This window comes from Paenibacillus sp. Marseille-Q4541 (assembly GCF_018310695.1).
In the GTDB taxonomy this organism is placed as follows: domain Bacteria; phylum Bacillota; class Bacilli; order Paenibacillales; family Paenibacillaceae; genus Paenibacillus.
The window spans coordinates 17,671-41,963 of the sequence record NZ_JAGXCY010000008.1 but is presented as its reverse complement, the minus strand read 5'-3'; the positions used below and the strand labels follow the sequence as shown (position 1 = coordinate 41,963).

The 24,293-nt window shown below is 45.7% G+C and carries 21 protein-coding genes; 9 read left to right on the top strand and 12 right to left on the bottom strand.

Translation table 11 applies throughout. The annotated features are described in order from the left end of the window. The first annotated feature begins 116 nt into the window (after nucleotides 1–116). Nucleotides 117–1,997 carry an LTA synthase family protein gene (locus tag KFT32_RS11365; protein ID WP_211747448.1) on the top strand — a complete coding sequence of 627 codons (1,881 nt, stop codon included), beginning with the start codon at nucleotides 117–119 and terminating at the stop codon, nucleotides 1,995–1,997. A 129-nt stretch (nucleotides 1,998–2,126) separates the two neighbouring features. On the opposite strand, the gene KFT32_RS11360 is transcribed toward KFT32_RS11365, so the two are convergent. From KFT32_RS11360 to cidR, 4 genes are all read right to left on the bottom strand, one after another. After that, nucleotides 2,127–2,798 (bottom strand): GNAT family N-acetyltransferase, encoded by a 672-nt coding sequence (locus KFT32_RS11360; protein ID WP_211747324.1) that lies wholly within the window; start codon nucleotides 2,796–2,798, stop codon nucleotides 2,127–2,129. A gap of 23 nt (nucleotides 2,799–2,821) precedes the next feature. After that, nucleotides 2,822–3,475: a GNAT family N-acetyltransferase gene (locus KFT32_RS11355; protein WP_211747447.1), complete on the bottom strand. Its 654-nt coding sequence runs from the start codon at nucleotides 3,473–3,475 to the stop codon at nucleotides 2,822–2,824. Nucleotides 3,476–3,523: 48 nt separating this feature from the next. Further along, entirely contained in the window at nucleotides 3,524–4,387 is an 864-nt protein-coding gene (locus KFT32_RS11350) for a carbon-nitrogen hydrolase family protein (protein ID WP_211747323.1), read from the bottom strand. Nucleotides 4,388–4,462: 75 nt separating this feature from the next. Then, nucleotides 4,463–5,350: a cidABC operon transcriptional activator CidR gene (gene cidR, locus KFT32_RS11345; protein WP_211747322.1), complete on the bottom strand. Its 888-nt coding sequence runs from the start codon at nucleotides 5,348–5,350 to the stop codon at nucleotides 4,463–4,465. Between the two features lie 174 nt (nucleotides 5,351–5,524). Between cidR and KFT32_RS11340 the strand changes: the two genes are divergently transcribed. The 3 genes from KFT32_RS11340 to KFT32_RS11330 all read left to right on the top strand — a co-directional run bounded on the left by KFT32_RS11340 (nucleotide 5,525) and on the right by KFT32_RS11330 (nucleotide 7,213). Then, nucleotides 5,525–5,956, top strand: coding sequence for a CidA/LrgA family protein (locus KFT32_RS11340; RefSeq protein ID WP_211747321.1), 432 nt, complete (start codon nucleotides 5,525–5,527; stop codon nucleotides 5,954–5,956). Next, nucleotides 5,892–6,572, top strand: a complete 681-nt coding sequence (locus KFT32_RS11335; protein WP_211747320.1) for a CidB/LrgB family autolysis modulator — start codon at nucleotides 5,892–5,894, stop codon at nucleotides 6,570–6,572. Before KFT32_RS11340 ends, KFT32_RS11335 begins: the two co-directional genes overlap by 65 nt. 104 nt (nucleotides 6,573–6,676) lie before the next feature. After that, nucleotides 6,677–7,213 (top strand): AbrB/MazE/SpoVT family DNA-binding domain-containing protein, encoded by a 537-nt coding sequence (locus KFT32_RS11330; protein WP_211747319.1) that lies wholly within the window; start codon nucleotides 6,677–6,679, stop codon nucleotides 7,211–7,213. Between the two features lie 174 nt (nucleotides 7,214–7,387). Here the strand turns inward: KFT32_RS11330 and KFT32_RS11325 are convergent, their stop codons facing one another. The 4 genes from KFT32_RS11325 to KFT32_RS11310 form a co-directional block, all read right to left on the bottom strand. Continuing rightward, nucleotides 7,388–8,380, bottom strand: a complete 993-nt coding sequence (locus KFT32_RS11325) for a Gfo/Idh/MocA family protein (protein ID WP_211747318.1) — start codon at nucleotides 8,378–8,380, stop codon at nucleotides 7,388–7,390. A 36-nt stretch (nucleotides 8,381–8,416) separates the two neighbouring features. Then, nucleotides 8,417–10,081: a glycerol-3-phosphate dehydrogenase/oxidase gene (locus tag KFT32_RS11320; RefSeq protein ID WP_211747317.1), complete on the bottom strand. Its 1,665-nt coding sequence runs from the start codon at nucleotides 10,079–10,081 to the stop codon at nucleotides 8,417–8,419. A gap of 211 nt (nucleotides 10,082–10,292) precedes the next feature. Next, entirely contained in the window at nucleotides 10,293–11,786 is a 1,494-nt protein-coding gene (gene glpK, locus KFT32_RS11315; RefSeq protein ID WP_211747316.1) for a glycerol kinase GlpK, read from the bottom strand. Nucleotides 11,787–11,823: 37 nt separating this feature from the next. Continuing rightward, a complete protein-coding gene (locus tag KFT32_RS11310) occupies nucleotides 11,824–12,378 on the bottom strand; it encodes a glycerol-3-phosphate responsive antiterminator (RefSeq protein WP_211747315.1) in 555 nt (184 codons plus the stop codon). Nucleotides 12,379–12,643: 265 nt separating this feature from the next. Between KFT32_RS11310 and nagE the strand changes: the two genes are divergently transcribed. From nagE to gntK, 5 genes are all read left to right on the top strand, one after another. Beyond that, nucleotides 12,644–14,107 (top strand): N-acetylglucosamine-specific PTS transporter subunit IIBC, encoded by a 1,464-nt coding sequence (gene nagE / locus KFT32_RS11305; RefSeq protein ID WP_211747314.1) that lies wholly within the window; start codon nucleotides 12,644–12,646, stop codon nucleotides 14,105–14,107. 184 nt (nucleotides 14,108–14,291) lie between these two features. Further along, nucleotides 14,292–15,551 carry an ABC transporter substrate-binding protein gene (locus KFT32_RS11300; RefSeq protein ID WP_211747313.1) on the top strand — a complete coding sequence of 420 codons (1,260 nt, stop codon included), beginning with the start codon at nucleotides 14,292–14,294 and terminating at the stop codon, nucleotides 15,549–15,551. A 61-nt stretch (nucleotides 15,552–15,612) separates the two neighbouring features. Next, nucleotides 15,613–16,557, top strand: coding sequence for a carbohydrate ABC transporter permease (locus KFT32_RS11295; RefSeq protein ID WP_211747312.1), 945 nt, complete (start codon nucleotides 15,613–15,615; stop codon nucleotides 16,555–16,557). A 14-nt stretch (nucleotides 16,558–16,571) separates the two neighbouring features. Beyond that, nucleotides 16,572–17,399: a carbohydrate ABC transporter permease gene (locus tag KFT32_RS11290; RefSeq protein WP_211747311.1), complete on the top strand. Its 828-nt coding sequence runs from the start codon at nucleotides 16,572–16,574 to the stop codon at nucleotides 17,397–17,399. A gap of 156 nt (nucleotides 17,400–17,555) precedes the next feature. Next, on the top strand, nucleotides 17,556–19,124 hold the full coding sequence (gntK, locus tag KFT32_RS11285) for a gluconokinase (RefSeq protein WP_211747310.1): 1,569 nt from the start codon (nucleotides 17,556–17,558) through the stop codon (nucleotides 19,122–19,124). Nucleotides 19,125–19,182: 58 nt separating this feature from the next. On the opposite strand, the gene KFT32_RS11280 is transcribed toward gntK, so the two are convergent. The 4 genes from KFT32_RS11280 to KFT32_RS11265 are packed head-to-tail and all read right to left on the bottom strand — an operon-like array spanning nucleotide 19,183 to nucleotide 23,916. Then, nucleotides 19,183–20,772 carry an FAD-dependent oxidoreductase gene (locus KFT32_RS11280; protein ID WP_211747309.1) on the bottom strand — a complete coding sequence of 530 codons (1,590 nt, stop codon included), beginning with the start codon at nucleotides 20,770–20,772 and terminating at the stop codon, nucleotides 19,183–19,185. Between the two features lie 49 nt (nucleotides 20,773–20,821). Continuing rightward, on the bottom strand, nucleotides 20,822–21,646 hold the full coding sequence (locus KFT32_RS11275) for a MurR/RpiR family transcriptional regulator (protein WP_211747308.1): 825 nt from the start codon (nucleotides 21,644–21,646) through the stop codon (nucleotides 20,822–20,824). Beyond that, the gene (locus KFT32_RS11270) at nucleotides 21,633–22,337 is read right to left on the bottom strand and encodes an N-acetylmannosamine-6-phosphate 2-epimerase (RefSeq protein ID WP_211747307.1); all 705 of its coding nucleotides are present in this window, start codon (nucleotides 22,335–22,337) and stop codon (nucleotides 21,633–21,635) included. Before KFT32_RS11270 ends, KFT32_RS11275 begins: the two co-directional genes overlap by 14 nt. Nucleotides 22,338–22,392: 55 nt before the next feature. After that, nucleotides 22,393–23,916, bottom strand: coding sequence for a DUF4127 family protein (locus KFT32_RS11265; RefSeq protein WP_211747306.1), 1,524 nt, complete (start codon nucleotides 23,914–23,916; stop codon nucleotides 22,393–22,395). Between the last annotated feature and the right edge of the window lie 377 nt (nucleotides 23,917–24,293).

Genomic DNA, 24,293 nt, shown 5'->3' with positions numbered 1-24,293 from the left:
TAAGACCATTATTTTACAATTAAATTACTTGGAATTGAAGTGAAGGAGGGAACCTGTTGGAACGTCCAACATGGAGCAGATTTATTACGAAACCATTTGTATTCTTCACCTTAATTATGATTGTCAAAAGCTATCTTACTTGGTATGCCATCTTTGACAACATTCCTCTTTGGCAACCTTTACTGACCGAGGTCCCTTTTGTATGGCTTATTTTTTGTTTTATTGAACGGTTTTCTCACAAAAGAAAGATCGGTTACTACATGATTGCTAATCTGACGATTACGATTGTTTTCTTCGCCGCAATTATGTACTACAAATATTATGGAGTAATTGTGACCTATCACGCTTTAGCACAAGTCAATCAAGTTACTTCTGTAAACAGCAGCGTCTTCTCTCTGCTTGCACCTTATTACCTGCTCATCTTCGTCGACATCATCGTCCTTTGCGTTTATTTTATTCGGCGCAGAATTCAAAGGAGCAAGTTGGTCTTCCAGACAACTAGATCTCTTCCACGCATAGGTAAGAAAACGGCTGTCGCTATCTTTGCTTTTTCTGCACTGTTGACTATTTTTAACGTTTGGCCTAACCGTGCGAGTATGAATGAGCTGACTCAAGCGGAATCCATGGGGATATTGAATTATGAAGCTTATATGATTGCAGCAGATAAACCGGGGAAACCGGTACCCAAGGAGCAGATCACACAGCACAAAATTAACACAATGAAAGGCTTCACTCCTGATCAGCCTGCCATCTCCACTTACTGGGATGCAGCCAAAGGTCGTAACGTCATCATTGTTCAAATGGAATCATTCCAAAATTTTTTAATTGGACTTCATATCGATGGTAAAGAAATAACACCTAATCTAAATAAACTTGCTAAAGAAAGCTTGTATTTCCCGCATTTTTATCAGCAAGTAGGTCAAGGAAATACATCGGATGCCGAATTTGTCGTGAATTCGTCGTATTACATTCCAGCAAGAGGTGCTGCCTCTCAGGAATACGCTGGTTTTCAAGTGCCTAGTTTAGCAAAATTACTAGATAAATACGGATATAACACAACAACTTTTCATACCAACAAGGTAGAGTTCTGGAACCGCAAAGAGATGTATGCTGCGCTCGGTTTCGGTAAGTATTACGATATGGACTTCTTCGGAAATGAAGATGCCGTTGCATTTGCTGCTTCTGATGAAGTGCTCTACAAGAAGACTTCTAAGGAGCTCAAAGCACTCCAGGACACGGGCAAACCTTTTTATTCTCAGGTTATCTCCATGTCCGCACACCATCCATATCATCTGCCGGAAAGCAAATACAAAATGGAGCTTCCTGCCCGCTATGAAAATACGCTCGTAGGTGATTACATCCGATCCCAAAACTATGCCGATTATGAACTCGGTACGTTTATCCAGCAGCTTAAAGATAACGGGGTATGGGATAACAGCCTGATCGTTCTTTACGGAGATCATCTGGGACTACCTCTCTATTCACTGGAAGAAAAGGATCGTACCCTTATGAAAGAGATCTTTGGACGCGACTATACGCGAGCAGATATGATGAATATCCCGCTCATCATATCTGCTCCAGGTGCGGTTGATCCGGCACGTATCGATCAGCTTGGGGGTCAGTCGGATATCGTACCGACCGTTGCAAGTTTGCTTGGCGTATCCATGGATGGATATATTCATTTTGGTCAAGACCTGCTTAACGGGCACTCTAATCTCCTGCCAGAGCGATATTATCTTCCTTCAGGATCGCTCATTACGGAAGAAGGAATGTTTGTCCCAGGCAGTGGATATGAAGATGGCACACAGTACCCTTTACCTTCCATAGAAGAGACGGCTGATCCATCGTTCATCTCCTCCTTGGACCCACCTCCTGATAGTCTGAAGGAAACGGGTAAGAACTTAAATAAAGGAAAAGTAAGCAAAGAACAGTATGAACGTGCTCTGAATCTTCTTCACTATTCCGACAGCTATGTAAGTCAGCTGCCAATGCGGTAACGCTGCACTCATCTTAGTATGAAAATATAAAAAATCCCTCTGTACATGTACAGAGGGATTTTCCTTTTAAACATATGAAACAATGCAAGCAAATACAATGAGACTCTGCTGCATCTCGTCACATTTCTGTTACAGCCGTTTCAAATCGAGTTCTTCCCTGGACTCCAAATCCTCTACCATGGAGGTCCACTGAGCCGGTTTTACAGGAAGCACCATGTAATACCGCTTCAGGAAATCTGCTACCAGTCTGCTGGAAATACTAGTGACAGAAGCATCGGATGGCATAAAGCACAGATCGAGTCCGCTCACCGCTTCGCCATCCCCTTGCCAGGAAGGATGCACATATGGGAAATCAATCCGCTTGTACCCAAGATGAGATAATACTTCCCGCCGTACATATGGATTCATCGACTTGATTCCTCCAAAGTCATGCTCATCCGAAAGATACGGGTTATAAATTTCAGCAAACATACCAAAGAGCTCTTTACCCGCGGTTTCGGCTAGACGGTTCAGATCTCTTTTACGTTCAGCAGCAAGGAATGGTCCAATGCCAAGCCCGTCTTGTCCAATAATCGTAAAATCCGTCATCGCTACATTCCAGTCCTCATAATATCGGTACTCGGTAGCACCTACTACTTTATCATCGGAGACAGCCACGAACACGCGGATACCTGGATCTTTTAACGGCTCTTCCCATAGAGGGAAATCAAGTACTTCTTCCGGAGGAAACACCTGCTGCATCAGTTGATGCATTTCTACAAATAGCGGGTTTTCAATTGAAACGATACGAATGTATTCCATTTCTCGTAAACCTCCTGATCAAATTATAAACTGCAAAAAGGGTTGCGCCACTCCATCAGGGCGCCATAGTTACAGGACTCTTCATCTTCAAGATAATCCTTCACTACCGTTACAGGAGTACGACCGCATCGAAGTAGAAAAGAAATGACAGGGTCATGCAGCTCACCCTTCACTACGGTATCCAGATATTCCTTCCCATTCATCTTCGAAGCAACTTTATGGTAGCCGGGCATTCTTCCACCCCCAAGCAGACGAACCATCCCTTCCTGGATCACTACATGATACATCGACTGCATGAGTAACTGTCCCATTCCAAGCTTTCGAAACTTAGGACGAACACTAATATCTACAATGTACAAGGTATCTCCATCAGGACGATGATTGCGAATATACCCGTCATCCGTTGCCTCAGACCAAGTATGATCGGGATGAGCAGGATCAAAGTTTGTACCCAGTCCTGTCATGGAGCCAGCTATTTCTCCCTCCACCTCTACGCACAAGGCTCCCTTTGGAAAACGTGTGACATGGCTGAGCAACTGTTCCTTATTCCACCATAGATCCTTGGGAAAAGGGGGAGGAAAACATTCTGCCTGAATCGCAATGAGTTCCTCAAAATCCTCTTGTGTATAACTGCGAATGACAACTGGGACAGGCTTACTGTCTGATACAATGTACATTTCCTTGTAATATGAGCCGTTCTGCAAGGTCACACAACCTCCGGTCTTCTAAGACGTTGGCCAGTCTGGATACAGGTCCACTCTGCGATCACGCCAAGTCGTTACTGAACCACGTTCCCTTACTTCATAAAGTAAATCCAGATCAAGGTCCGCCGTTACGATCATATCATCATTAATTTCCCCTTCAGCCATAATGCCTCGCGGAGGAAACGGAATATCGTTAGGTGTAATAATCGCTGCCTGACCATAGTTTGCACGCATGAAATCCACCGTTGGCAGACTGCCAACCGTACCTGTAAGTACTACATATACTTGGTTTTCCACAGCTCTTGCATGACTCGTATACCGAACACGGTAGAAACCATGACGATCATCCGTACAAGAAGGACAGAAAATAACATCTGCTCCTTTGGCTTTTGCCATACGTACAATTTCGGGAAATTCGATATCGTAGCAAGTGAGTACAGCAATGGTCCCCTTGTCAGTCTCAAATACTTGTAGGTCCTCTCCTGCTTCCATATTCCACTCTGTCACTTCTGTAGGGGTAATATGTAACTTAGGCTGACGGCCAATGCGTCCATCTGGGTAGAAAAGATGCGCTGTGTTCAGCAGCTTGTCCTCTTTACGAATGACGTGTGTACCCGCCACGATATGGATGTTATATTTTTGGGCCATTTTCATAAACAGCTCTTCATACGCGTCTGTAAAATCAGGTAAATCTTCAATACCAAGTGCTTTGCCTTCTTCATCTCCGATAGACATGAGCTGAGTCGTCATAAATTCCGGGAATAATACGAACTCTGCACTAAATTCCTCGGCCGTTTTTATATAATGCTCGACCTGAGCAGCAAATTGTTCAAAACTACTGATCGTTTGTAGCATATATTGCACTGCGGATACGCGAAGTTTCATGGGCAAATCCTCCTTGGTCCCTTTACCTTGAGATAAAGATGTTACGGCTATTGTATCAGGGAACGGACATGATGTTTAGCCCTTTTGTTTTAGCATTTGTTCTGTGAATGCAATCCATTCACGTACAGCAAACGATTGATAACGTTCTTTACGCCATACCATTCCAAGTTCCCAAGGAATTCGTTCTTGCAGTGGCAAAATGCATACCTCTTCCACATCAAGCTCCCTACAAATGGTCTCCGGCATGAGAGCCACACCGAGCCCCGCTGCCACCATATTGCTAATAAGATCCCACTGTGCGCTTTCATAAATAATCCGCGGCTGATAGCCTGCTTTCTGACATGCACCAATAATTCGGTCATGCAGCGTGAAGTCTTCCCTGAACAGAATAAATGCATCCTCGCGCAGATCCGATAAATCAATTTCCTTCTCTCCTGCGAGCAGATGAGTAGGGTGAAGAACGACCTTAAGTGATTCTGTAACAAAAACATATCCATCTAGTAAGGACTCATCAGCTGGCAAAACCGTGACTCCAATATCAAGAGCTCCGGATGCGACATCCGACTCTACTTTCTTACCGCCGTCCTCAAACAGCTGAATCGTTATATTGGGATATTGCTTATAAAATTCTCCAATGACCTTAGGAAAAAAGCTAGAACCGATCATGGGTGGAAGTCCAATACGGATATGGCCCTTTTGAAGATTCATTAAATCATCCAGCTCGGAAGATAAGTTATGAAAAGAAGTGACAATCTCCTGAGCTTGTCTTGCAAAAACTTCGCCTGCGTCAGTAAGTTCTACCTTTTTACCATATCGGTCAAGCAGAGTTACTCCCAGTTCTTCCTCCAGACTTTTCACCGTCTTGCTGATTGTCGGCTGCGTTATATAAAGTGCCTGAGCAGCTTTAGTAAAACTCTTTTGCCGGGCTACTTCCAGAAAATAATGTAGATGCCTTATATCCATAGATCAAACTCCTTTCCTTCTATAGAAAAAAGGAATAGTACAAATACTTAATATGCATTTTACTCATGAAAGAATTTCTTGTAAAATTTTCAGTAACAAAACATTCACATTTCACAAAATTTCAGTTACTTATCTCACATTCTGTTCTATCTATTCTTTAAGGAGGTCCATCTCATGAAACAAACAGGAAAGATCTTATTTCAGGTCCTGCTCCTGCTTTTGTTCGCTCTGCTTATGAACGGGATGACGAATCTCCTGCACCTCCCCATTCCTGGATCTATTATTGGTATGGTGGTGCTGTTTATCCTCCTGCAAACCGGCGTCATTAAACTCAGCTGGATTGAAGCAGGCGCAAGTTGGTTACTAGCAGAACTTTTATTGTTCTTTATTCCATCCGCCGTTGGGATCATGAACTATTTCGATATGATGAAGCAGGATGGCCTAAGTATTTTACTTGTCATTCTCATTAGTACATTCCTTGTTATGGCCGTATCTGGACTCGTTGCAACCGCCATGGCGAAAAGAAAGGAGAAAAAACAAAATGACCGCAGTACTTTGTCTCATGTTCACACTGGCCATCTACCTGCTAGCCAAAAAAATGTATAAAAAGTTGCCTAAAGTGTACCTATCCCCGCTGATTATTGTACCCTTGGTCATTATTGTTGTTCTCCTGGCAACAAATACATCTTATACCTCATACAACAAAGGCGGGAGCGTGCTGACTCTTCTGTTGCAACCTGCAACCGTTGCATTCGCTATCCCGCTTTATAAATATTTAAAAGAGCTGAAGCAGTATTGGCGTGAAATCGTTACCGGTGTGTCACTGGGCTCTATCGTAGCTATCTCTTCCTCGATTCTCGTTGCCAAAGGTTTGCAGCTTGATCCCGGGCTAGAGTCGAGTCTACTGCCTCACTCCATCACTACACCGATTGCTATGAACGTGTCTTCCATGATCGGTGGTGTCCCTCAGATCACTGCAGTCTTTGTTGTCATGACTGGACTGATGGGCCTTTTGATTGGACCTTACACACTGAAATTGTTGAAAATTGACGGAGAAATTGCACGCGGAATTTTGTTTGGTACAAGTGCGCACGGTACCGGGACTTCCAAAGCATTCGAATTTAGTCCTCTTACTGGGACCATTTCTAGCATCTCTATGGTACTCTCCGCAGTGATTACTCTGGCAATTTCTCCCGTTATATCGATGTTCTTGTTCTCTTAACACGCCTTCTCTACCTTTTTTTTCAAAAAGTTATTGTATTGCAGGACACTCTTACCTTAAAATGAAGGAACGATAATATCGCTGATTAGCGGGGGAGATTACCCATGAAGAGAACCGGTATGAAAAGAGCGCTCGACCGCCTTGGCCGCATAGTTCTTCCGAAAGAGATGCGTGACACCATGGAGATTGATATCGGCGATCCGCTTGAGTTCTTTATTGAAGGTAAGGAGTTGATTCTTCGTAAATACAAGTCTACTTTATGCATTTTTTGCGGAAATGTAGACACTGAAATGTATTTCAAGGAACAATTTATCTGCAAAAGTTGTGCAAAAGAGTTGAAATATGCTGAAAATGTAGTCGATATTCCTGCAGGCGAACGACAAGACACGACACTTTCTGAGCATGAACGACGTGCAACCTACTTTATCAAGCCAGAATTGTCAGTAAAACCTAATGTACATAGACATCCGTTCGCGACCAGCTCAGACGAATTTGCTCGTGATGTAAGACCAAAGACAGCACAAATGCTGCGCAAAATGAAAGAAATTTTGGATACTCACCCTGGCATCTCTCAAAATCAAGTTGCTGAGAAACTAGGCATTAGCCAAGGTCGTGTATCTCAACTCAAGAAACTTCTTTAGTAAACGGTATCATTTGATGTAAGTTTTCTCAGACGACATGACATGAATCATTCCGTAATAGCCCCAGCAATAGGTACGTTAAAGTTATACAATGCAAACAAGCCCTTCTCCTGTTTTGGAGAAGGGCTTGTTTCTCGTTATCCATCTTTAGAATATAGATGGGAAGTCTCTTTGTTATGTTTGGTTAGCCGGCTCTGAAATAAACAAGCGCTCTCCTGAACGAGCAGACTGTAGCGCAGCTACCGTGACCGCCTGAGTGCGGAGTGCATCATGATAATCAGATCGAATCAAGCTGCGATCCCCCGTCCGAAGTGCGTGAAGAAAAGCTTCCGTTTCACTCTTATAAGGATTATTGTCATTAGCAGTCGTACGCTGGCCATCCGTCAGGGATACAGCAAGCTGTTCTGGATTCCAGTCCCATATGCCCTCTGATGTATATAGAGTGAGTCCTGCTCTTCCTGCAACTCCATCTGGAAGTAGACAGGTATTCATGATGTTAGCAACGGCGCCATTTTGCAACTTCAAGTTTACGGTTCCCACATCAGGAACAGTCACTCCTTCATGAAGTTTATGCATGCTGCGTCCAGCATACATGGCCTGCACTTCCACCACTTCTCCGGCGACATAACGGAGTAGATCTACAATATGAGTCGTCTGTTCAATGAACTGACCGCCCGAACCCTCCTGGTCCCTCCACCACGCTACTCCCGGCATGCCTCCATTCCAGCAACCGCTGGCCATACCGATCGTTTGTCCCGACAGCTCCCGTTTTAACTTCTCGGCATTCTTCTGATAGCGTAAGTGGTACCCGACCGCCGTAAGTAACCCCGTTTCACGAACGGCTGCTTCAATACGCATTGGCAGATCAAGATCCACTGACAGAGGTTTCTCAACAAAAAAAGGAATGCCCCGCTCAATGAGTGCAAACTCAATTTCTCCATGGGCCATTGGAGGAACACAGACATACACCGCATCTAAATGCTCCTGCTCAAGCATCGTGGTGACATCCTCATAACTGACAGCTCCGTATTTTACAGCCATCGTCTGCGCCTTTTCCTTACTTGTGCCGAGAATCGCTTGTATCTTCACATCCTTTATCTGTTGCAGCAGATCTGCGTGCACTTTGCTAAACCATCCCGTGCCAATAATTCCAATGTGTAATGTCATTCTAATATCCCCCTTATGTTCTACATATCTTTATCTTTATGCCAGCTGCGGCTTCGCCTCTAAAATCAACTGCTCCAGCTCTTGGCTATAAATCTCTCTCTCCATATCAGTCCATCCATTCACTTGCGCCATATACGCAATAACAGCGGATTTATATTGCTCAACCTGCTGAATCCGGAAAAACAAATTGCCCGTACGTCGTACGAAGAAATCAGCAGGAGTCACAACCATCTCTTCCTCCATAGCGTAGACAAGCTGAATGAATAGCGGCTTGGGTAGTCCATATTCTGGGCTCAGCTTATGCTCTACACGATCTGAAATTTGAAACAGCCGCTGGGTGTTAGAACCGTACATCTTTGCAAGGGATATCGCTTCTTCCCGTGTAAACCCGTGACGTTCTCCCTCTTCTGCCATGGATTTCACGAATGCGGGATATCCGCTGCTTCCACCCACATGACCTCCTGAAATAGGCATTCGTTTGGTCTTGCAGAGCGAGATGCTTCTTTGATCTGACGAAAGGAGTAACTTTGCCACCAGGTCCACCACCGTCTCCGCCATTTTCCGGTAACCGGTCAGTTTGCCACCAGCAATGGTGATCAGTCCCGTCTCGGACTGCCAAATTTCGTCCTTACGTGAAATTTCGGATGCACTTTTCCCTTCTTCATAGATCAGCGGACGAACTCCTGCCCAGCTGGACTCTATATCATTCTTTGTTATCTTTGCATCTGGGAACATATAATGAATCGCCTCAATTACATACTCCAGATCTTCAGATTCTACTTGAGGATGGGCCAGGTCATCCCGGTAGACCGTATCGGTAGTACCTACGTATGCTTTTCCATCCCGAGGAATGGCAAATACCATCCGTCCGTCGGGGGTATCAAAATAGACCGCCTGCTTCAGTGGGAAACGGCTTTGATCAATGACCAGATGTACACCCTTCGTGTGCTGCAATACTTTCCCTTTTTTAGAATGATCCAGCTCGCGAAGTTCATCTACCCAAGGACCGGTTGCATTCACAACCTTCGCTGCTCGCACCGTAAATTCCTTTCCTGACACAAGATCTCGTGCCTCGATACCTTTAACTTGCTTGTTCTCATATAGAAATTGATTCGCCTTCACATAATTAACCGTATGCGCTCCATGCTTGACTGCTTCCTTCATAACTTCAATCGTCAGTCTCGCATCATCCGTACGGTATTCCACGTAGTAGCCCCCACCAGACATGTCCTTATCGTTCAGCAGCGGCTCTTTCTGTAGCGTCTTTTCTTTGCTCAGCATCATTCTTCGCTCGTTTTTCTTCACACCTGCCAAGAAGTCATAAACTCTGAGTCCAATAGAGGTCATGAATTTCCCATACGTCCCCCCTTTGTAAAAAGGAAGTAGCATCCACTCTGGTGTCGTCACATGTGGACCATTCTCATAGACGATCGCTCTTTCTTTGCCAACTTCGGCAACGACGTCGACCTGAAATTGCTTGAGATATCGTAATCCGCCATGAACTAGCTTCGTTGAGCGGCTAGAAGTCCCTGCTGCATAATCCTGCATCTCTACAAGGGCAACCTTCATTCCTCGTGTTGCTGCATCCAAAGCAATACCTGCTCCCGTAATGCCGCCCCCAATAATGAGCAGGTCATACGTATCCTTCTCCATCATTTCTATCGCCTGTTGCCTTGTTAACTCTGCAAATCCTGCTGCCATATGGATAACCTCCGTTTTATTGAGTTCTCTTGTCTATGTCTATTTAACAAAAAAAGACCACGAAACAACACATGGGCATGTGGCCCATGTGGATTCGCAGTCTCTCCTCGTCTCCTGACAGATATTAACTTGTTACTAATTATTTTACCACGTGGCCCCACACATGAAAACACGTTTCCCCTTTTTCCACGTTTGTCTACTCATGGAAGTTCTACATTTTGAAAGCCATTGCCGCATGGACAGCCTTCTGCCAGCCGCCATACAACCGTTCCCGCTCTTCCTCTCCCATAACCGGCTCGAAAATTTGTTCCGAAACCCATTGCTCACTAATCTCTTCACGGCTGCTCCAGAAACCAACCGCCAAGCCAGCTAGATATGCAGCGCCAAGTGCTGTCGTTTCACTAATGATGGGCCTTTCCACCGGACAACCGAGAATATCACTCTGAAATTGCATGAGTAGATTGTTCCTCACGGCACCCCCATCTACCCTCATCTTAGCCAGTGTATTCCCAGAGTCGTGCTGCATGGCGGTTAACACATCTCTCGTCTGATAAGCCAGCGACTCCAAGGTCGCGCGAATGAAGTGTTCCTTCGTCGTTCCTCGTGTAAGACCAAACATTGCCCCGCGTACGTCACTGTCCCAATAAGGGCTGCCCAGCCCTACAAAAGCAGGCACAAGATACACCCCATCCGTAGACTCCACCCGGGAGGCATACAGCTCACTATCACTAGCGTCTCGAATCATTCGAAGTCCGTCCCGCAGCCACTGTACGGCAGATCCAGCTACAAAAATACTGCCTTCCAGGGCGTATTCCACTTTTCCGCCAATTCCCCATGCAATCGTCGTGATGAGCCCATGTTTCGAGCGGATCGCTTTCTCCCCGGTATTCATGAGCATAAAGCAGCCTGTGCCATATGTATTTTTAATGTCCCCTTCTCGGTAACAAGCCTGCCCGAATAAAGCAGCCTGCTGATCGCCTGCCGCTCCAGCAATCGGAATTTCTGAACCAAAGAAATGATAAGGTACGGTATAGGCGTATATTTCTGATGATCCTTTAACTTCAGGCAGCATCGCTGCAGGAATTTGCAAACAATCTAAAATTTCTTGATCCCACTTCAGCTCATGAATGTTGTACATCATCGTACGGGAAGCATTGGAATAATCCGTGACATGCGCCTTTCCACCTGACAGATTCCAAATGAGCCAACTGTCAATCGTACCAAAGAGTAACTCTCCTCTTTCTGCTCTCTCCCGAGACCCTTCCACATGATCCAAAAGCCATTTTACTTTCGTGGCAGAAAAATAAGGATCGATAATAAGGCCTGTCTTGTCATGAATCCAATCCTCAAGCCCGTCATCCTTCATACTTGTGCAAATATCAGAGGTCTGCCTTGATTGCCAGACAATCGCATTGTAGATCGGATGTCCTGTATCTTTCTCCCACACCACCGTCGTTTCTCGCTGATTGGTAATACCAATCCCAGCAATCTGGGCAGGATTCACCTCAGATTCAGCTAAACAATTCGCAATGACAGCTAGGACAGAGCTCCAGATTTCACTCGCGTTATGTTCAACCCAGCCCGGTTTCGGAAAATACTGTGTAAATTCACGTTGTGCGCTGTATACGATATCACCCTTTTGATTGAATAAAATGGCTCTTGAACTGGTCGTCCCCTGATCCAAAGACATAATATATTGTTCCATTGTTTACCTCCTTGCAGTAAATTATTTCTATTTTATCTTATATATAGTGCCGAATGAGTTCCTCATTGGACGTGGTTACAGCGACTGCACCGGCATTTGTTGCATTCTCTACATCTTCAACCGTTCGAATGAGTCCACCAGCAATTAATTTTATTCCTGTTTTTTCTGAAACTTCTGAGATGATTCGAGGCATAATACCTGGTAATACTTCTATATAGTCAGGTTTGGTTTTCTGAAGCAAGGCGTAGCTCTTGTCCAGAGCGATAGTGTCGAGCAAAAAAATACGCTGAATAGCCACAAGGCCTTTCTGCTTCGCAACCCGGATGACATCGGCTCTGGTCGAGATGAGTCCTTCAGGCCTGATTTCCTGACACAGAAACTCGGCTGCATACTCATCATTCTTCAAGCCTTGAATTAGATCTGCATGCAGAAATACTTGTTTTCCGTGTTGTCTAGCCAGTTCAACAATGTTCTTTATCTGCGCTACATGAGAGTCAAGCAGAATAATGTATTCAACGGGTCTACTTAGTAAAAACTCTAGCTGTTTCATGCTTTTTACTGCAGGTAACAAAGGTTGTGTAAGAAAGGTCATCGGATTCATTTCCCTTCCAGTTATTGTTTGTTGCACAATCTGATATGAAGCGCTTACAATAGCGAAGCGCATTGGATTATTTTTGTATAGTTAATCTATATGCTAGCTATCCAGAAGTCAACACAATGTGCAAAATTGGGATGCTAAAAGTCCTATTCCATAATAAGTGCTTATCTATTAGAATCTATTAAGCAAAAACAATTTTTATAAAGGGAGCTTGTTTAACGAAAATTATTTTCATTTAAATTAAGGAGTGTAATGAATTATGCTAAAAGGTTTACAGAAACTCGGCAAGTCACTGATGCTGCCAGTTGCAACGCTTCCTGCTGCGGGGATACTGCAAGGCTTCGCACTAATTGACTATCAGAAGGATATTCCACTCGGCGCAGTTGGCGGATTCATCAACCAGTACATTACCCCGTTTCTGAACGCAGGTGCCGGAACGATCTTCGGTAATCTGGCCATTATTTTCGCTGTCGGTGTTGCCATAGGTTTGGCTGGAGATGCAGTTGCCGCATTATCTGCAGTGATCTCCTACTTGATTCTTGTGAAAGTTCTTGAGCAGGTACCTCTTGTATTTGACTATATTCCGGACGATGTGAAGCTGGACACCGGTGTTCTCGGCGGATTTATTACGGGTATTCTTGCTGCCTATCTCTACAAACGCTTCCATAATATGAAACTTCCAGAATGGCTCGGTTTTTTCTCAGGGAAACGCTTTGTTCCCATTATCACTTCCATTTCTACCATTATTCTAGCGGCCCTGTTAGGTATGATCTGGAGCCCAGTTCAAGATGCTATCGCTTTATTTGGTAATTGGGTCGTAGGTCTAGGCGGAATTGGCGCCTTCATCTTCGGTACAGCCAACCGTTTGCTCGTTCCGATTGGACTTCACCACGTACTGAATTCCATCGCTTGGTTCCAAATCGGCGACTTTACGAATGCAGCTGGCGAAGTTGTTCATGGTGACCTTACTCGCTACTTCGCGGGTGACAAGACAGCAGGTATGTTTATGTCTGGCTTCTTCCCGATTATGATGTTCGCCATGCCAGCAGCAGCACTTGCACTGATTCACACAGCCAAACCTGCAAAACGTAAGATGGTTGCTTCAATCTTCATCGGTTCGGCACTAGCTTCTTTCTTTACAGGGATTACAGAGCCGCTTGAATTCTCGTTCATGTTCCTAGCTCCTGTTCTTTATGTAATTCACGCGGTACTTACGGGTCTCTCCGGTCTCGTCATGTACATGCTTGATGTGAAGCTTGGATTTGCTTTCTCTGCAGGTCTGATTGACTACTTACTAAATATGAAGCTGTCAACGAATGCGCTTCTGCTCATTCCGATCGGTCTCGCTTTCGGAGTTGTCTACTACTTCCTGTTCCGCTTCGTAATCTTGAAGTTTAACTTAAAAACTCCAGGCCGAGAAGACGATGACGAATTGGTAGAAGGAACCGTAACAGATGCTGATACTGCTGCAGGTGCCTCCACTTCGGGAGATACCAAGGCAGACAAAGTACTGAGACACATTGGTGGTACCGACAATATCGAAAGTATTGACGCTTGTATTACCCGCCTCCGCCTCGTTGTACGCGATGAGAAAGCCGTAAATGATGCAGAGCTCAAAAAACTGGGTGCTTCAGGTGTTATGCGTCTTGGTCAAGGTGCCGTCCAAATTATTTTCGGTACTTCATCCGAAGCTTTAAAAGATGAAATCAAGAAAAAAATGTAGAAAAAATGAACTAGCCAGCCGCTTTAGCGGTTGGCTTTTTTATTGCTTTTTTATTCATTCACTTTGTTTCATTATATAAATATTTGGGTATAGCAAGTTAGTGAGGAGGATACATATCATCACATATCGAACATAAACTGGAAGTAAGGCCAGTCTAATTACAACTAAAGGGGGAATCGTCATTATGAAACGGAGAACCTGGACAATCGTAACACTGATTTTGGTTCTTGTTTTGAGCGGCTGCAGCTTTCCATCAACTGCTGATCCATCGTCGTCCAACAAAAAGATAACGCTTACATTGTGGTATTGGAACCGAAGTATTGATGATCAGCTGCTTCAAAAAGCCAAAGAACAATTTCCCAATATCAACCTAGTTACACAGAAGATTGGCGGGGACTTCAAATCCAAATTAAAAACGACCCTCGCTGCTAAGTCGGGTGAACCCGATATCGTCGCAATGAACGACTGGGTTATGGAGCTATTTCCAAGTCAGGATCGTTTTTATGATTTGTATGAACTGGGAGCAGCTGAGGTAGAGGATCAATATCTAGATTGGAAGTGGAAGCAAGGGGTCACACCCGAAGGCCATATGATCGGTTTCCCCATGGATACAGGACCGACCGCCTTATTTTATCGGGAAGATTTATTTAAAGAAGCTGGACTTCCAACAGATCCCGAAGAGGTTCATCAGCTGATGAGCACTTGGGAGGATTACAGAAAGGCAGGACTTACGCTGAAGGAAGCATTCGGTGGGAAAGTTTTTATGTACGACAATATTGAAAACGTATACAATCAGATAATTTCACAGAGTGACAAGAAGTATTTTACTCCCGAAGGAGATTTTATAGGGGACAGCAACAAGGCCATTCGTGAGGCCTGGGATATGGCCGTTGCTTTTAACAAAGATGGACTGATTGCCAATGCAGACGGCTGGTCACCGGAGTGGAACGCAGGTGTGAACAAAGGGAAAATAGCCGCTTTTGTAGGGGCTGTGTGGATGAAGCAACCGCTCCAGGAAGCAGCACCGGATACCGCGGGGAAATGGCGCGTGACTCGAGCTCCTGGCGGTGATGGGAACGTAGGTGGTTCCTTTATGGCGATTCCGAAATCGAGTGAGCACCCGCAGGAAGCATTTGAGGTCATCAAATGGCTGCAAAATCCGGAGAACCAGCTCACCATGCTCAAAACAACAAACTTATTCCCATCCACTATAAGTGCTTTTGATAGTTCCACAATTCGGGAAAGCGAACCCTTCTTTGGAGGACAGGCGACTGGGGAAATCTTTGCTGAATCTGCTAAAAATGTAAAAGTATCTTACTTTGGAGAACGTTATCCTTCCGTACACGGCATTATGTCGCGCTGGCTTAATAATATTAATAGTCTAAATCCGGACACCGCCTTCGATGAAGCTATGCAACGGGTTGAGCGGGAACTGAAGAGATAGGAAAACGAATAAGAGCAAAAAGCAGACCCCATTTTCGCCCAAATGAAAAGGAGGCACCTTTATGCAGCAGCCTGTAAAGTCCAAACCAACAGAAGCTTATTTGCCAGTCCCACCAAAGCGCCAATTAGGAAGAGAGATTTGGAAAAACCGGGCAGTGTATACCGCCATCTCCCCTTTTTATCTTTTGTTTGCCATCTTTGGCCTGTTTCCTATCGGGTTCTCTCTCTACCTTGCCTTTCATAAATGGGATGGCATTGGCGAAATGACATATAACGGGTTCAATAATTTCAGCTATATGCTGACTGATCCCGAGTTCTGGCAAGCCGTAGGCAATACCTTTATGATCTGGATCTATTCCACCATTCCCATGCTCTTTTTTGCGCTCGTCGTAGCTTTTTTACTCCATGCACCGTTTGTCCGCTTCAAAACCTTTTTTCGAATCGGTTTCTTTCTTCCGAATGTTACATCGATTGTAGCCGTGTCGATTATTTTTGCGGCCTTGTTCTCCAACAATTACGGGGTACTGAACTATGTGCTAGGTTTGTTCAACATCCCTTTAGTCGCTTGGCTCGATGTGCCTTGGGGAATCAAAGTAGCCATTTCATCCATGGTCATCTGGCGCTGGACCGGATATAACGCAGTCATTTATCTCGCCGGTTTACAGAGCATCCCAACCACTCTATATGAAGCAGCCAAAATCGACGGTGCTACCGGGATTCAGTCCTTTTTCCGTATCACGATTCCACTGCTACGTCCCGTTATTCTCTTTACCGTTATTACCTCTACGATCGGCGGTATGCAGCTCTTTACAGAGCCGCAAATTTTGCTTGGCAATGACGGTGGAACGGGCGGAGCTGGAATGACCATTGTGCTCTATCTATACCGTGAATCGTTCATTAATAACTATTTCGGTTATGGTGCAACGGTCGGCTGGGGAATGTTCCTCATCATTGCCCTGTTCTCGTTCATTAACTGGAAGGTTGTCCAAGGCACATCATCCAAATAGAAGGAGTGAGTTCCATGAAGCAGTCAAAGCTTAAATCGATCATTCTCTATCTTGGTTTAGCCATCGGGCTCATGATCTCCATGTTTCCCTTCTATTGGCTACTGGTTATGTCAACAAGAACCACATCGGATATTTATCAGTTTCCTCCCAAGCTGTGGTTTGGCGGAGAATTGTGGAACAACATTTCGAGGGTAATGACTCAGATCGATTTTTTCGGGGCTTTTTTGAACACTTTATTTGTAGCCACTGCCGTAACGGTGCTCGTCCTATTTTTTGATTCACTGGCCGGGTTTGCCTTTGCTAAGTTCGAATTCCCAGGGAAAAACATACTGTTCATCATTCTGCTTACGACGATGATGGTGCCTTCCCAGCTATCCCTTGTCCCATCCTTTGTTATTATGGCGGAACTCGGCTGGGTAGGTTCTTACAAAGCACTCATTATTCCCGGCATGGTCAATGCCTTCGGTATTTTCTGGATTCGGCAATACGCCGAAGGATCGATTCCAGGCGAGCTGCTCGATGCCGGCCGAATGGACGGAGCGGGTTTCTTCCGGCTCTATTTCAACGTAGCTCTGCCAATCCTTCGACCGGCCTTTGCCTTTCTCGGCGCCTTTACTTTTATCGGGGTATGGAATGATTATCTCTGGCCGCTCATTGTGCTCACAGACGAAAAGAAATACACGCTCCAAATTGCCTTGTCCCAGCTAAACGGTCTCTATAATACGGACTATTCTATGATTATCGCGGGTACCTTACTTGCCATCGTGCCGCTAATCATTATGTTCCTGTTCGTGAGCAAACAGTTTATTTCGGATATTGCTGCCGGTGCCATTAAAGACTGAGCTAGTAAGCAATGTAGGGAGCAACATAAAAAAGAAAGATTAGCGAGTACCAATAACGGTTAATGCAGAATACTAGCTTTGTACGTAAAAAGAATGCGGAAAGGGCCGCTCTTGCTGCGGTCCTTTCCTATTTTTCAGGAAGAAGGTGTATTCAAGATGGCAGACCATTCCGTTTCTTACATGATTGGGGTAGATATTGGAACGACCAGCACCAAAGCCGTACTGTTCGAAGAAGACGGAACGATTATCTCTGAAGCAAGTAAAGGCTATCCCTTACATACCGAAGGCGCAGTGAAAGCAGAACAGGACCCTGACCTCATTGTAGAAGCTGTCGTCTATACGATTCAGCAGGTCATGATAAACAGTAAGACTCCTGCTGGTGAAGTCCGTTTTGTCTCCTTCAGCTCAGCTATGCACAGTGTTATTGCCATGGATCGTTCTGGTACAAGGTTAACTCCGGCTCTAACCTGGGCAGATAACCGAAGTGCACCCTACGCTGCCCTACTAAAAAAAGATAAGACTGGCCACGACATTTACACAAGAACAGGTACACCGATCCATCCCATGTCGCCACTGACAAAGATCATGTGGTTCACCCGGGAGCAGCAGGAGCTGATGCCACAGGTTGATAAATTCATTTCTATTAAAGAATATGTTTTCTTTAAGCTCTTTGGCGTTTACATCGTAGACCATTCCATTGCTTCGGCTACAGGGCTCCTTCGTATGGAGACCCTAGAATGGGATGAAGAGGCACTGCGCATCGCAGGCATTACGGCGGATCACTTATCGAGCCTTGTACCTACAACCCACGTCATTCATGATCTGGATACCTCCTATGCTGAACAAATGCAGCTTACTCCTTCTACTCCCTTTATCGTTGGTGCAAGTGATGGCGTGTTGTCCAATCTCGGGGTGGGAGCGATTGATCCAGGTGTTGTAGCCATTACTATCGGCACCAGCGGTGCCATACGTACAGTGGTAGACCACCCGATTACCGATCCGAAAGGCCGATATTTCTGTTATGCACTGACGGAGCAGAAATGGGTCATTGGCGGAGCCGTGAATAACGGAGGGGTTATTTTCCGCTGGATTCGTGATGAACTTGCTTCTTCTGAAGTGGAAACTGCCAAGCGTCTTGGAAAAGATCCTTATGAAGTTCTTGCCGATATTGCCGAGCAAGTACGACCGGGTTCAGACGGACTTTTATTCCATCCTTATATGATGGGTGAGCGTGCTCCCCTGTGGAATTCCGATGCCCGGGGTTCCTTTTTTGGCCTTACGTTACAGCATAAAAAAGAACATTTGGTACGCGCTGCCCTTGAAGGAGTGCTGTTTAATCTGTATACCGTCATGCTCGCCATTGAGGAACAGATCGGAACACCCAAATATATTCATGCAACCGGCGGATTTGCTCGCTCCGAATTGTGGAGACAGATGATGGCCGATATTTTCGATCAAAAAGTTATTTTCCCGGAAAGTATTGAAAGCTCCTGTCTTGGCGCCGCTATTCTTGGCTTATATGCGACAGGACGAACCGACTCCCTAGACACTGCCAAAGAAATGATTGGATCTACTTATCATCATGATCCGAAACCAGAAACGGTCCCTATCTACCGGGAGCTGCTGCCTATCTTTATTCGCCTCTCCCGTAAGTTTGAGGAAGAGTATGCTGCCATTGCTGCGTTTCAGGTGAAGATAGGGGAACGTTCTCCGAAGAAGATATAAAAATAAAAAGCAGCCGATTATCCCCTCCTATGCGGAGAAAATAGGCTGCTTCTTCCGTCTAATATAAAGAATCGTATACTTCATCAGGCCAGTGCAATTCCACTCCTTGCTCCTCTAGAAGCTGCTGGAAGGAGGCTACATGTTCCGCTGAATCGTATACCTGTTTTGGGCGGATGCCATGTGTAATGCTGTACGCAGCAAGGTATCCGGCAGCCTCCCCTATATTCCATTCGGTCGGATGCAGACGATAACATCCATTGGCTATCTGGGTCATTCCGATATTTTTACAGGCCGGAAGGAAGTTGGACATCCGAATGGGAATCAGCGATCCCAGCGGAATTTCGTAAGGATAATTAGGTATGTAAAAAGCTCGCTGAGACTTCGTTGTTGGATGCAAATCCAGATGATAACTCCCTACGCCCACGCTGTCTGAATATCGTTTAATGCCCTGCTCTCCGCGTAGCTCCTTACTTACATCATGCTCGCTAATCGTGTACATTGCCTTCAGTCTTCTTGATTCTCGGATATAGGCTGTCTTGGCCAGACCATCCGAAGTCCCAAGTATATCTCCGCGCAGTCTTAGACCTGGATACCCCTTTCCCCCATCTAATCTTGGGGCTTCCGTCTGCAGCCAGTACACGAGTGACCTTGTCAGTTCCTTCGCTTGCTCTTCGTGTATCTTTTTCTGTTCCGGCGTTACGCCAATTACGGGAGCTAGATAATAATCATTTTGTGCCCAGTTGAGTAAAGTGACCTCGCCCGAAGGAAGGGGTTCACGCCATATAGATGGATCAACGATACGACGATACGTCCAAAGCGGGACAATGCCTTGATCATTGGGAAACATCGTATACTGCTTCAGTTTAGCTGTGTCCTTTACATCTGCAGTGAACCAGCTGAGGAGAGGGATGTCAGCGAACAACGGTGTGTAGGATTTCCAGAATTCATAACTCGCTGGGCGTTCGATTGTAAAATCTCCACCTTCAATATACTCTGCTGCTGCCACGTGGGTAATGGACTGAATATCTTCCGGATCAGCTTCATCCAGTGCATGGGGTTCACCCGTTTGTTGTGCCGATTCACTACCGATCAGGTACTCTGTACCCGTTAATGGTAGGAGATCCCCGTTATCTGTACCGTCCAGGAAGTATTGCCCGGTCAGCAGGTACTCTACTCCACTCTTCTCATTTCTCACTTGTATGGAAACAATCTCCGGTCCTTGCGTTTCTGCAGATATAGGTACAGTATGATATAAAATTTGAATTTGCCCTGTATTCACATAAGGAGCTAGCATATCTTCTAATACACGGAGCGCTACTTTCGGTTCATGTGCAATCCGGCTTACCCACCCGTTTCCCGGGTTTAACAAAGGGTCAGCCATAGCCTCTTCGGTCAGTGGATAATTGCTTTTATAGTAAGCCCTCACCCGATCCCGAAATTCGCGATAACCTGCAGTACAGCCAAATGATTCAATCCACCTGTGTTCGTCTGGCGGAACGGCCTGCGAAGTAAGCTGACCTCCGATCCAATCGGTCTCCTCCGTCATAATGACACGTTTCCCCGCTTTGGCTGCGGCTCGTGCTGCAGCGGTACCCCCTAGACTTGCACCAATGATAACGATATCTGCCTCCATAAACTGTGTATGCATAGTGCCTCCTCATTTAAGTGCAGTTAGTTACCCAGCAATCGATAGGTTCTTAATAGCTGCGGTCTATTACTGCCCTCGCTGTTTTTTCTTTCATCTGTTTCGTTTGAATGACATTTCGGTGTGCCAATCCTTCACAGATGAGATCGATAATAAACAGTTGTGAAATTTTAGCTCCGATCGAACCACCCTCAAGCGGCATTTCTTTACCTGCGGTCAGCAGCACAATATCCGCAATGGCTGTAATAGGAGATTTGGCATAGTTGGTAATGGCTATCACTTTGGCACCGCTCTGTTTGGCTTTCATGAGCATGTCATTCGTGTCAAACGTGCTTCCTGAAACGCTAATCCCGAAAGCTACATCCCCTTCTGACATACTGACAGCCATCATAGCTTGAATATGACTGTCCGCTGCCGCCTCAGATCTTCTTCCAATTCGAAGTAATCGGTTTTTAGCGTCAAGTGCCGTAATACCAGAGGCACCGACCCCAAAAAATTGTACATATCTCGCTTCATCAATCCATTCGATCGCCTGCATGAGCTTATCTTTTGCAAGCAAACTCATACTCGATTTCAGAATGTTAACATTCGTCTCGTAGATCATCCTCACAAAATCACTATTATCTTCTTCCTGATCATCCGACTTTTTCGAGCCGGCATTCTGGGCAAGAGACAATTTGAAATCCTGATAACCCTTAAATCCGATCTTCCTGCAAAAACGCATAACTGTCGTCTCCCCAACGCAAGCAAAATCAGCAAGTTCGGTAACCGAGTAATACATCATTTCATCGGTGTTGGCGAGAACACATTCCGCTACTTTTTGCTCGGACTTAGTGAGGGAAGGGAAATACGTATGGATACGATCATTCATTTCCATCGATTGAGATCACTGCCTTCCGTGCGGCATCTGCAAACCGCTTTGTTATTAGCTGCGGCCTGGAAATGGCTGAACCCACCACAACGGCATAAGCCCCCAGTTTCAGAACCTCTTCCACTTGCGCAGGCTCATGAATCCTTCCTTCTGCTATGACAGGTACCGTAAGCCTTTCGGCTGCCTCTTTTACAAGTTGCAAATGCGGTCCATTCAGATTCGGAGAATACGGCGTATATCCGGAAAGGGTAGTTGATACGCAAGTAACGCCGAGGGAAGCCGCATACAAGCTCTCCTCCAGTGTCGAGATGTCTGCCATGATCGGCATGTTCCGGGACTGCATATACGCGACCATCGTTTCCAGTGTGACTTGGCCAGGCCTTTTACGCCTTGTTGCATCAAGTGCAATCATATCGGCACCTGCAGCAATCAGTTCATCTACTTCTCTTGTTGTAGGCGTGATGTACACATCAGAATCCGGGTAATCTCGCTTCACGATTCCGATGACAGGCAGCTCGACCATCTGCTTAATTGCTCGCACATCATCGGCACTATTCGCCCGAATTGCTATGGCTCCTCCTTCCTCGGCTGCTTTTGCCATCTTCGCCATGGTGTCTGCACCGAAAAGAGGCTCCCCCGGCAAAGCCTGACACGATGCAATCAGTCCATGACGTATCTGCTTCATAATCGTATTCATACCTGATGCCACCTTCTTCCTTCATCCTTCTCCCTAGTTCCAGCTGTTGTCTACATCAATCCGTCTGTGCAGCGTGATACGTAACTTTCAGCCCGACTTCAAAAGTACGATTCCACGGCATATAGCAATCCGTAATCGTTACCTCGCCTTCCGGCCCATTGATCTTCTCTTGTAACACTTCGGCCAACCGGTGTCGCACATATTCTGCGACCCTGCCCCTAGGTCCATCGAGCAAAAATTTGTTATACCCCATCTGGTCTACCAGCCCTGCGTTCAGTTCTTTCCGTACTACAGCACAGTAACCCGCATCCTCAGCATACCGAAGCGCAAGAAAATCCAGATGTTCCTGAGTACGTCCATAATGGGTATACAGAAGAGCCTGAGATATCACTGTACCTAGTGTGTTGGAACTTGTATTCCAAGCGGCATAACCAGCCAGCTGAAACAGCATTCCCTTTTGGCGCAACATCTTAACGAGCTTCAGATCTCCCCCGTTAGCATATCCTACATCCGCTACGGCTACGGCCTTTCCTTGCTTTATCAAGTAACTTCCGTACTCGACCAGTTCCATCAAATTTCGATAGACATCGTAGCTAAAAAAAGGATGCTCCTGCGATACGGCTTCCATCATCGTTTCTCCCGGTGTACTTGCCAGTAAGACAATGTCGGCTTCGGCAATACTTGAGGCGATGAGTGCACCTGCAGCTGTAATCTGATATTTTAACGTCTCATAGAAAAATCGATCCTCGTACACCGGGGTAACAAAAGCACCCTGGATCGAAGAGAGCCTTGGATATACAAGAGGCTGTACTCCTTTCCATTCGTTAATCAGCCTCGCCATCAGCGTACAGCCAACTTCATCTGCTCCCGGATACATATAAGCAGTCAGCTCTAGATCAAGCTCCCCGATTCGCTGCCTTGCCACCTGCTGGTCCTTGGCTGTATAACCATATGGGGCCGAATCATCTTGAGGAAAAATGAGAAAATCGATGATACCGTCTTTAACAAGATCCAGTACTGCTTTGTTCGCTTCCATATTTATTTTTCTTCGACCTAGATAGTCATTCAGCACGTCATCCGGTAAGCGCTTCTCTATATCGCTGAGTTCCTGTAACTCGTCGTGGGTTGCAATGTTCAGTTCTTTACGGTGACGAATGTAACCCTTTCGAAAAATTTCACGTCCCCAGTCAGCATAATAATCCGGTTCTTCATCGGAAATAGAGTACTGCGGGCAACGCATAATTAACTGGAAGGCTAGTAGTTTTAGTTCCGGACGCTTCTCTTTTATTTTCCGCAGACGGTTCAGCCGTTCGAGCAGGACTGATTCGCTAAAATAGTGCAGCCTGGACGGGATAATCCCTCCGTACAGTAAAGTATCCAGGGCAATTACTGCCCCATCTGCCGTTTCTATTTTTTCTTCAAGCCAAGTCCATAGCTGGTCCCAATCGCCAGGTGTTTTTTTCTGTCCCATCATGGATAGTGGGGGCCGATCTACTTGGTGCTCTGTCCCTTGGACGAGCATGTACGGGAATTCATAGTTACATGGTCTTTCATCCAAGGGGATAAAGGTAATTTTCATAGTTAGATCCTCACTCCTGTTCTGGCTTCTTCGCTCCGACTTGTTTTGAATGCGGAGTATTTCTTCGTAGATGAGTCGTCTGCATTCAAAGCCAAAAGTCGCTCAGAATCCAGAACACTCGCTCTACATGGGGGACTGGGTGTCGGGTGTGTTTCACTCCACCCTCACCTTGATGTTAGTTAGTTTGATGCCTTCGGCATGAGGTCAGCCTGATATCAACTGGGCTGACGATGGGAGAACCTTTTTAGCCTTCGGCGTCTTTCTGCCTACTTCCATCGGCAGAATAGGCAGAGCAAAACCTCTGTAGCCTTCGGCGTCTGTCTGCCTGCTTCCATCAGCAGAATAGGTAGAGCAAAACCTCTGTAGCCTTCGGCGTG

Bases quoted from the DNA above. Each gene is read 5' to 3' on its own strand.
- KFT32_RS11365 (WP_211747448.1), top strand. From the start codon at position 117: ATGATTGTCAAAAGCTATCTTACTTGGTATGCCATCTTTGACAACATT.
- KFT32_RS11360 (WP_211747324.1), bottom strand. From the start codon at position 2,798: ATGGAATACATTCGTATCGTTTCAATTGAAAACCCGCTATTTGTAGAA.
- KFT32_RS11355 (WP_211747447.1), bottom strand. From the start codon at position 3,475: ATGTACATTGTATCAGACAGTAAGCCTGTCCCAGTTGTCATTCGCAGT.
- KFT32_RS11350 (WP_211747323.1), bottom strand. From the start codon at position 4,387: ATGAAACTTCGCGTATCCGCAGTGCAATATATGCTACAAACGATCAGT.
- cidR (WP_211747322.1), bottom strand. From the start codon at position 5,350: ATGGATATAAGGCATCTACATTATTTTCTGGAAGTAGCCCGGCAAAAG.
- KFT32_RS11340 (WP_211747321.1), top strand. From the start codon at position 5,525: ATGAAACAAACAGGAAAGATCTTATTTCAGGTCCTGCTCCTGCTTTTG.
- KFT32_RS11335 (WP_211747320.1), top strand. From the start codon at position 5,892: ATGACCGCAGTACTTTGTCTCATGTTCACACTGGCCATCTACCTGCTA.
- KFT32_RS11330 (WP_211747319.1), top strand. From the start codon at position 6,677: ATGAAGAGAACCGGTATGAAAAGAGCGCTCGACCGCCTTGGCCGCATA.
- KFT32_RS11325 (WP_211747318.1), bottom strand. From the start codon at position 8,380: ATGACATTACACATTGGAATTATTGGCACGGGATGGTTTAGCAAAGTG.
- KFT32_RS11320 (WP_211747317.1), bottom strand. From the start codon at position 10,081: ATGGCAGCAGGATTTGCAGAGTTAACAAGGCAACAGGCGATAGAAATG.
- glpK (WP_211747316.1), bottom strand. From the start codon at position 11,786: ATGGAACAATATATTATGTCTTTGGATCAGGGGACGACCAGTTCAAGA.
- KFT32_RS11310 (WP_211747315.1), bottom strand. From the start codon at position 12,378: ATGACCTTTCTTACACAACCTTTGTTACCTGCAGTAAAAAGCATGAAA.
- nagE (WP_211747314.1), top strand. From the start codon at position 12,644: ATGCTAAAAGGTTTACAGAAACTCGGCAAGTCACTGATGCTGCCAGTT.
- KFT32_RS11300 (WP_211747313.1), top strand. From the start codon at position 14,292: ATGAAACGGAGAACCTGGACAATCGTAACACTGATTTTGGTTCTTGTT.
- KFT32_RS11295 (WP_211747312.1), top strand. From the start codon at position 15,613: ATGCAGCAGCCTGTAAAGTCCAAACCAACAGAAGCTTATTTGCCAGTC.
- KFT32_RS11290 (WP_211747311.1), top strand. From the start codon at position 16,572: ATGAAGCAGTCAAAGCTTAAATCGATCATTCTCTATCTTGGTTTAGCC.
- gntK (WP_211747310.1), top strand. From the start codon at position 17,556: ATGGCAGACCATTCCGTTTCTTACATGATTGGGGTAGATATTGGAACG.
- KFT32_RS11280 (WP_211747309.1), bottom strand. From the start codon at position 20,772: ATGCATACACAGTTTATGGAGGCAGATATCGTTATCATTGGTGCAAGT.
- KFT32_RS11275 (WP_211747308.1), bottom strand. From the start codon at position 21,646: ATGGAAATGAATGATCGTATCCATACGTATTTCCCTTCCCTCACTAAG.
- KFT32_RS11270 (WP_211747307.1), bottom strand. From the start codon at position 22,337: ATGAATACGATTATGAAGCAGATACGTCATGGACTGATTGCATCGTGT.
- KFT32_RS11265 (WP_211747306.1), bottom strand. From the start codon at position 23,916: ATGAAAATTACCTTTATCCCCTTGGATGAAAGACCATGTAACTATGAA.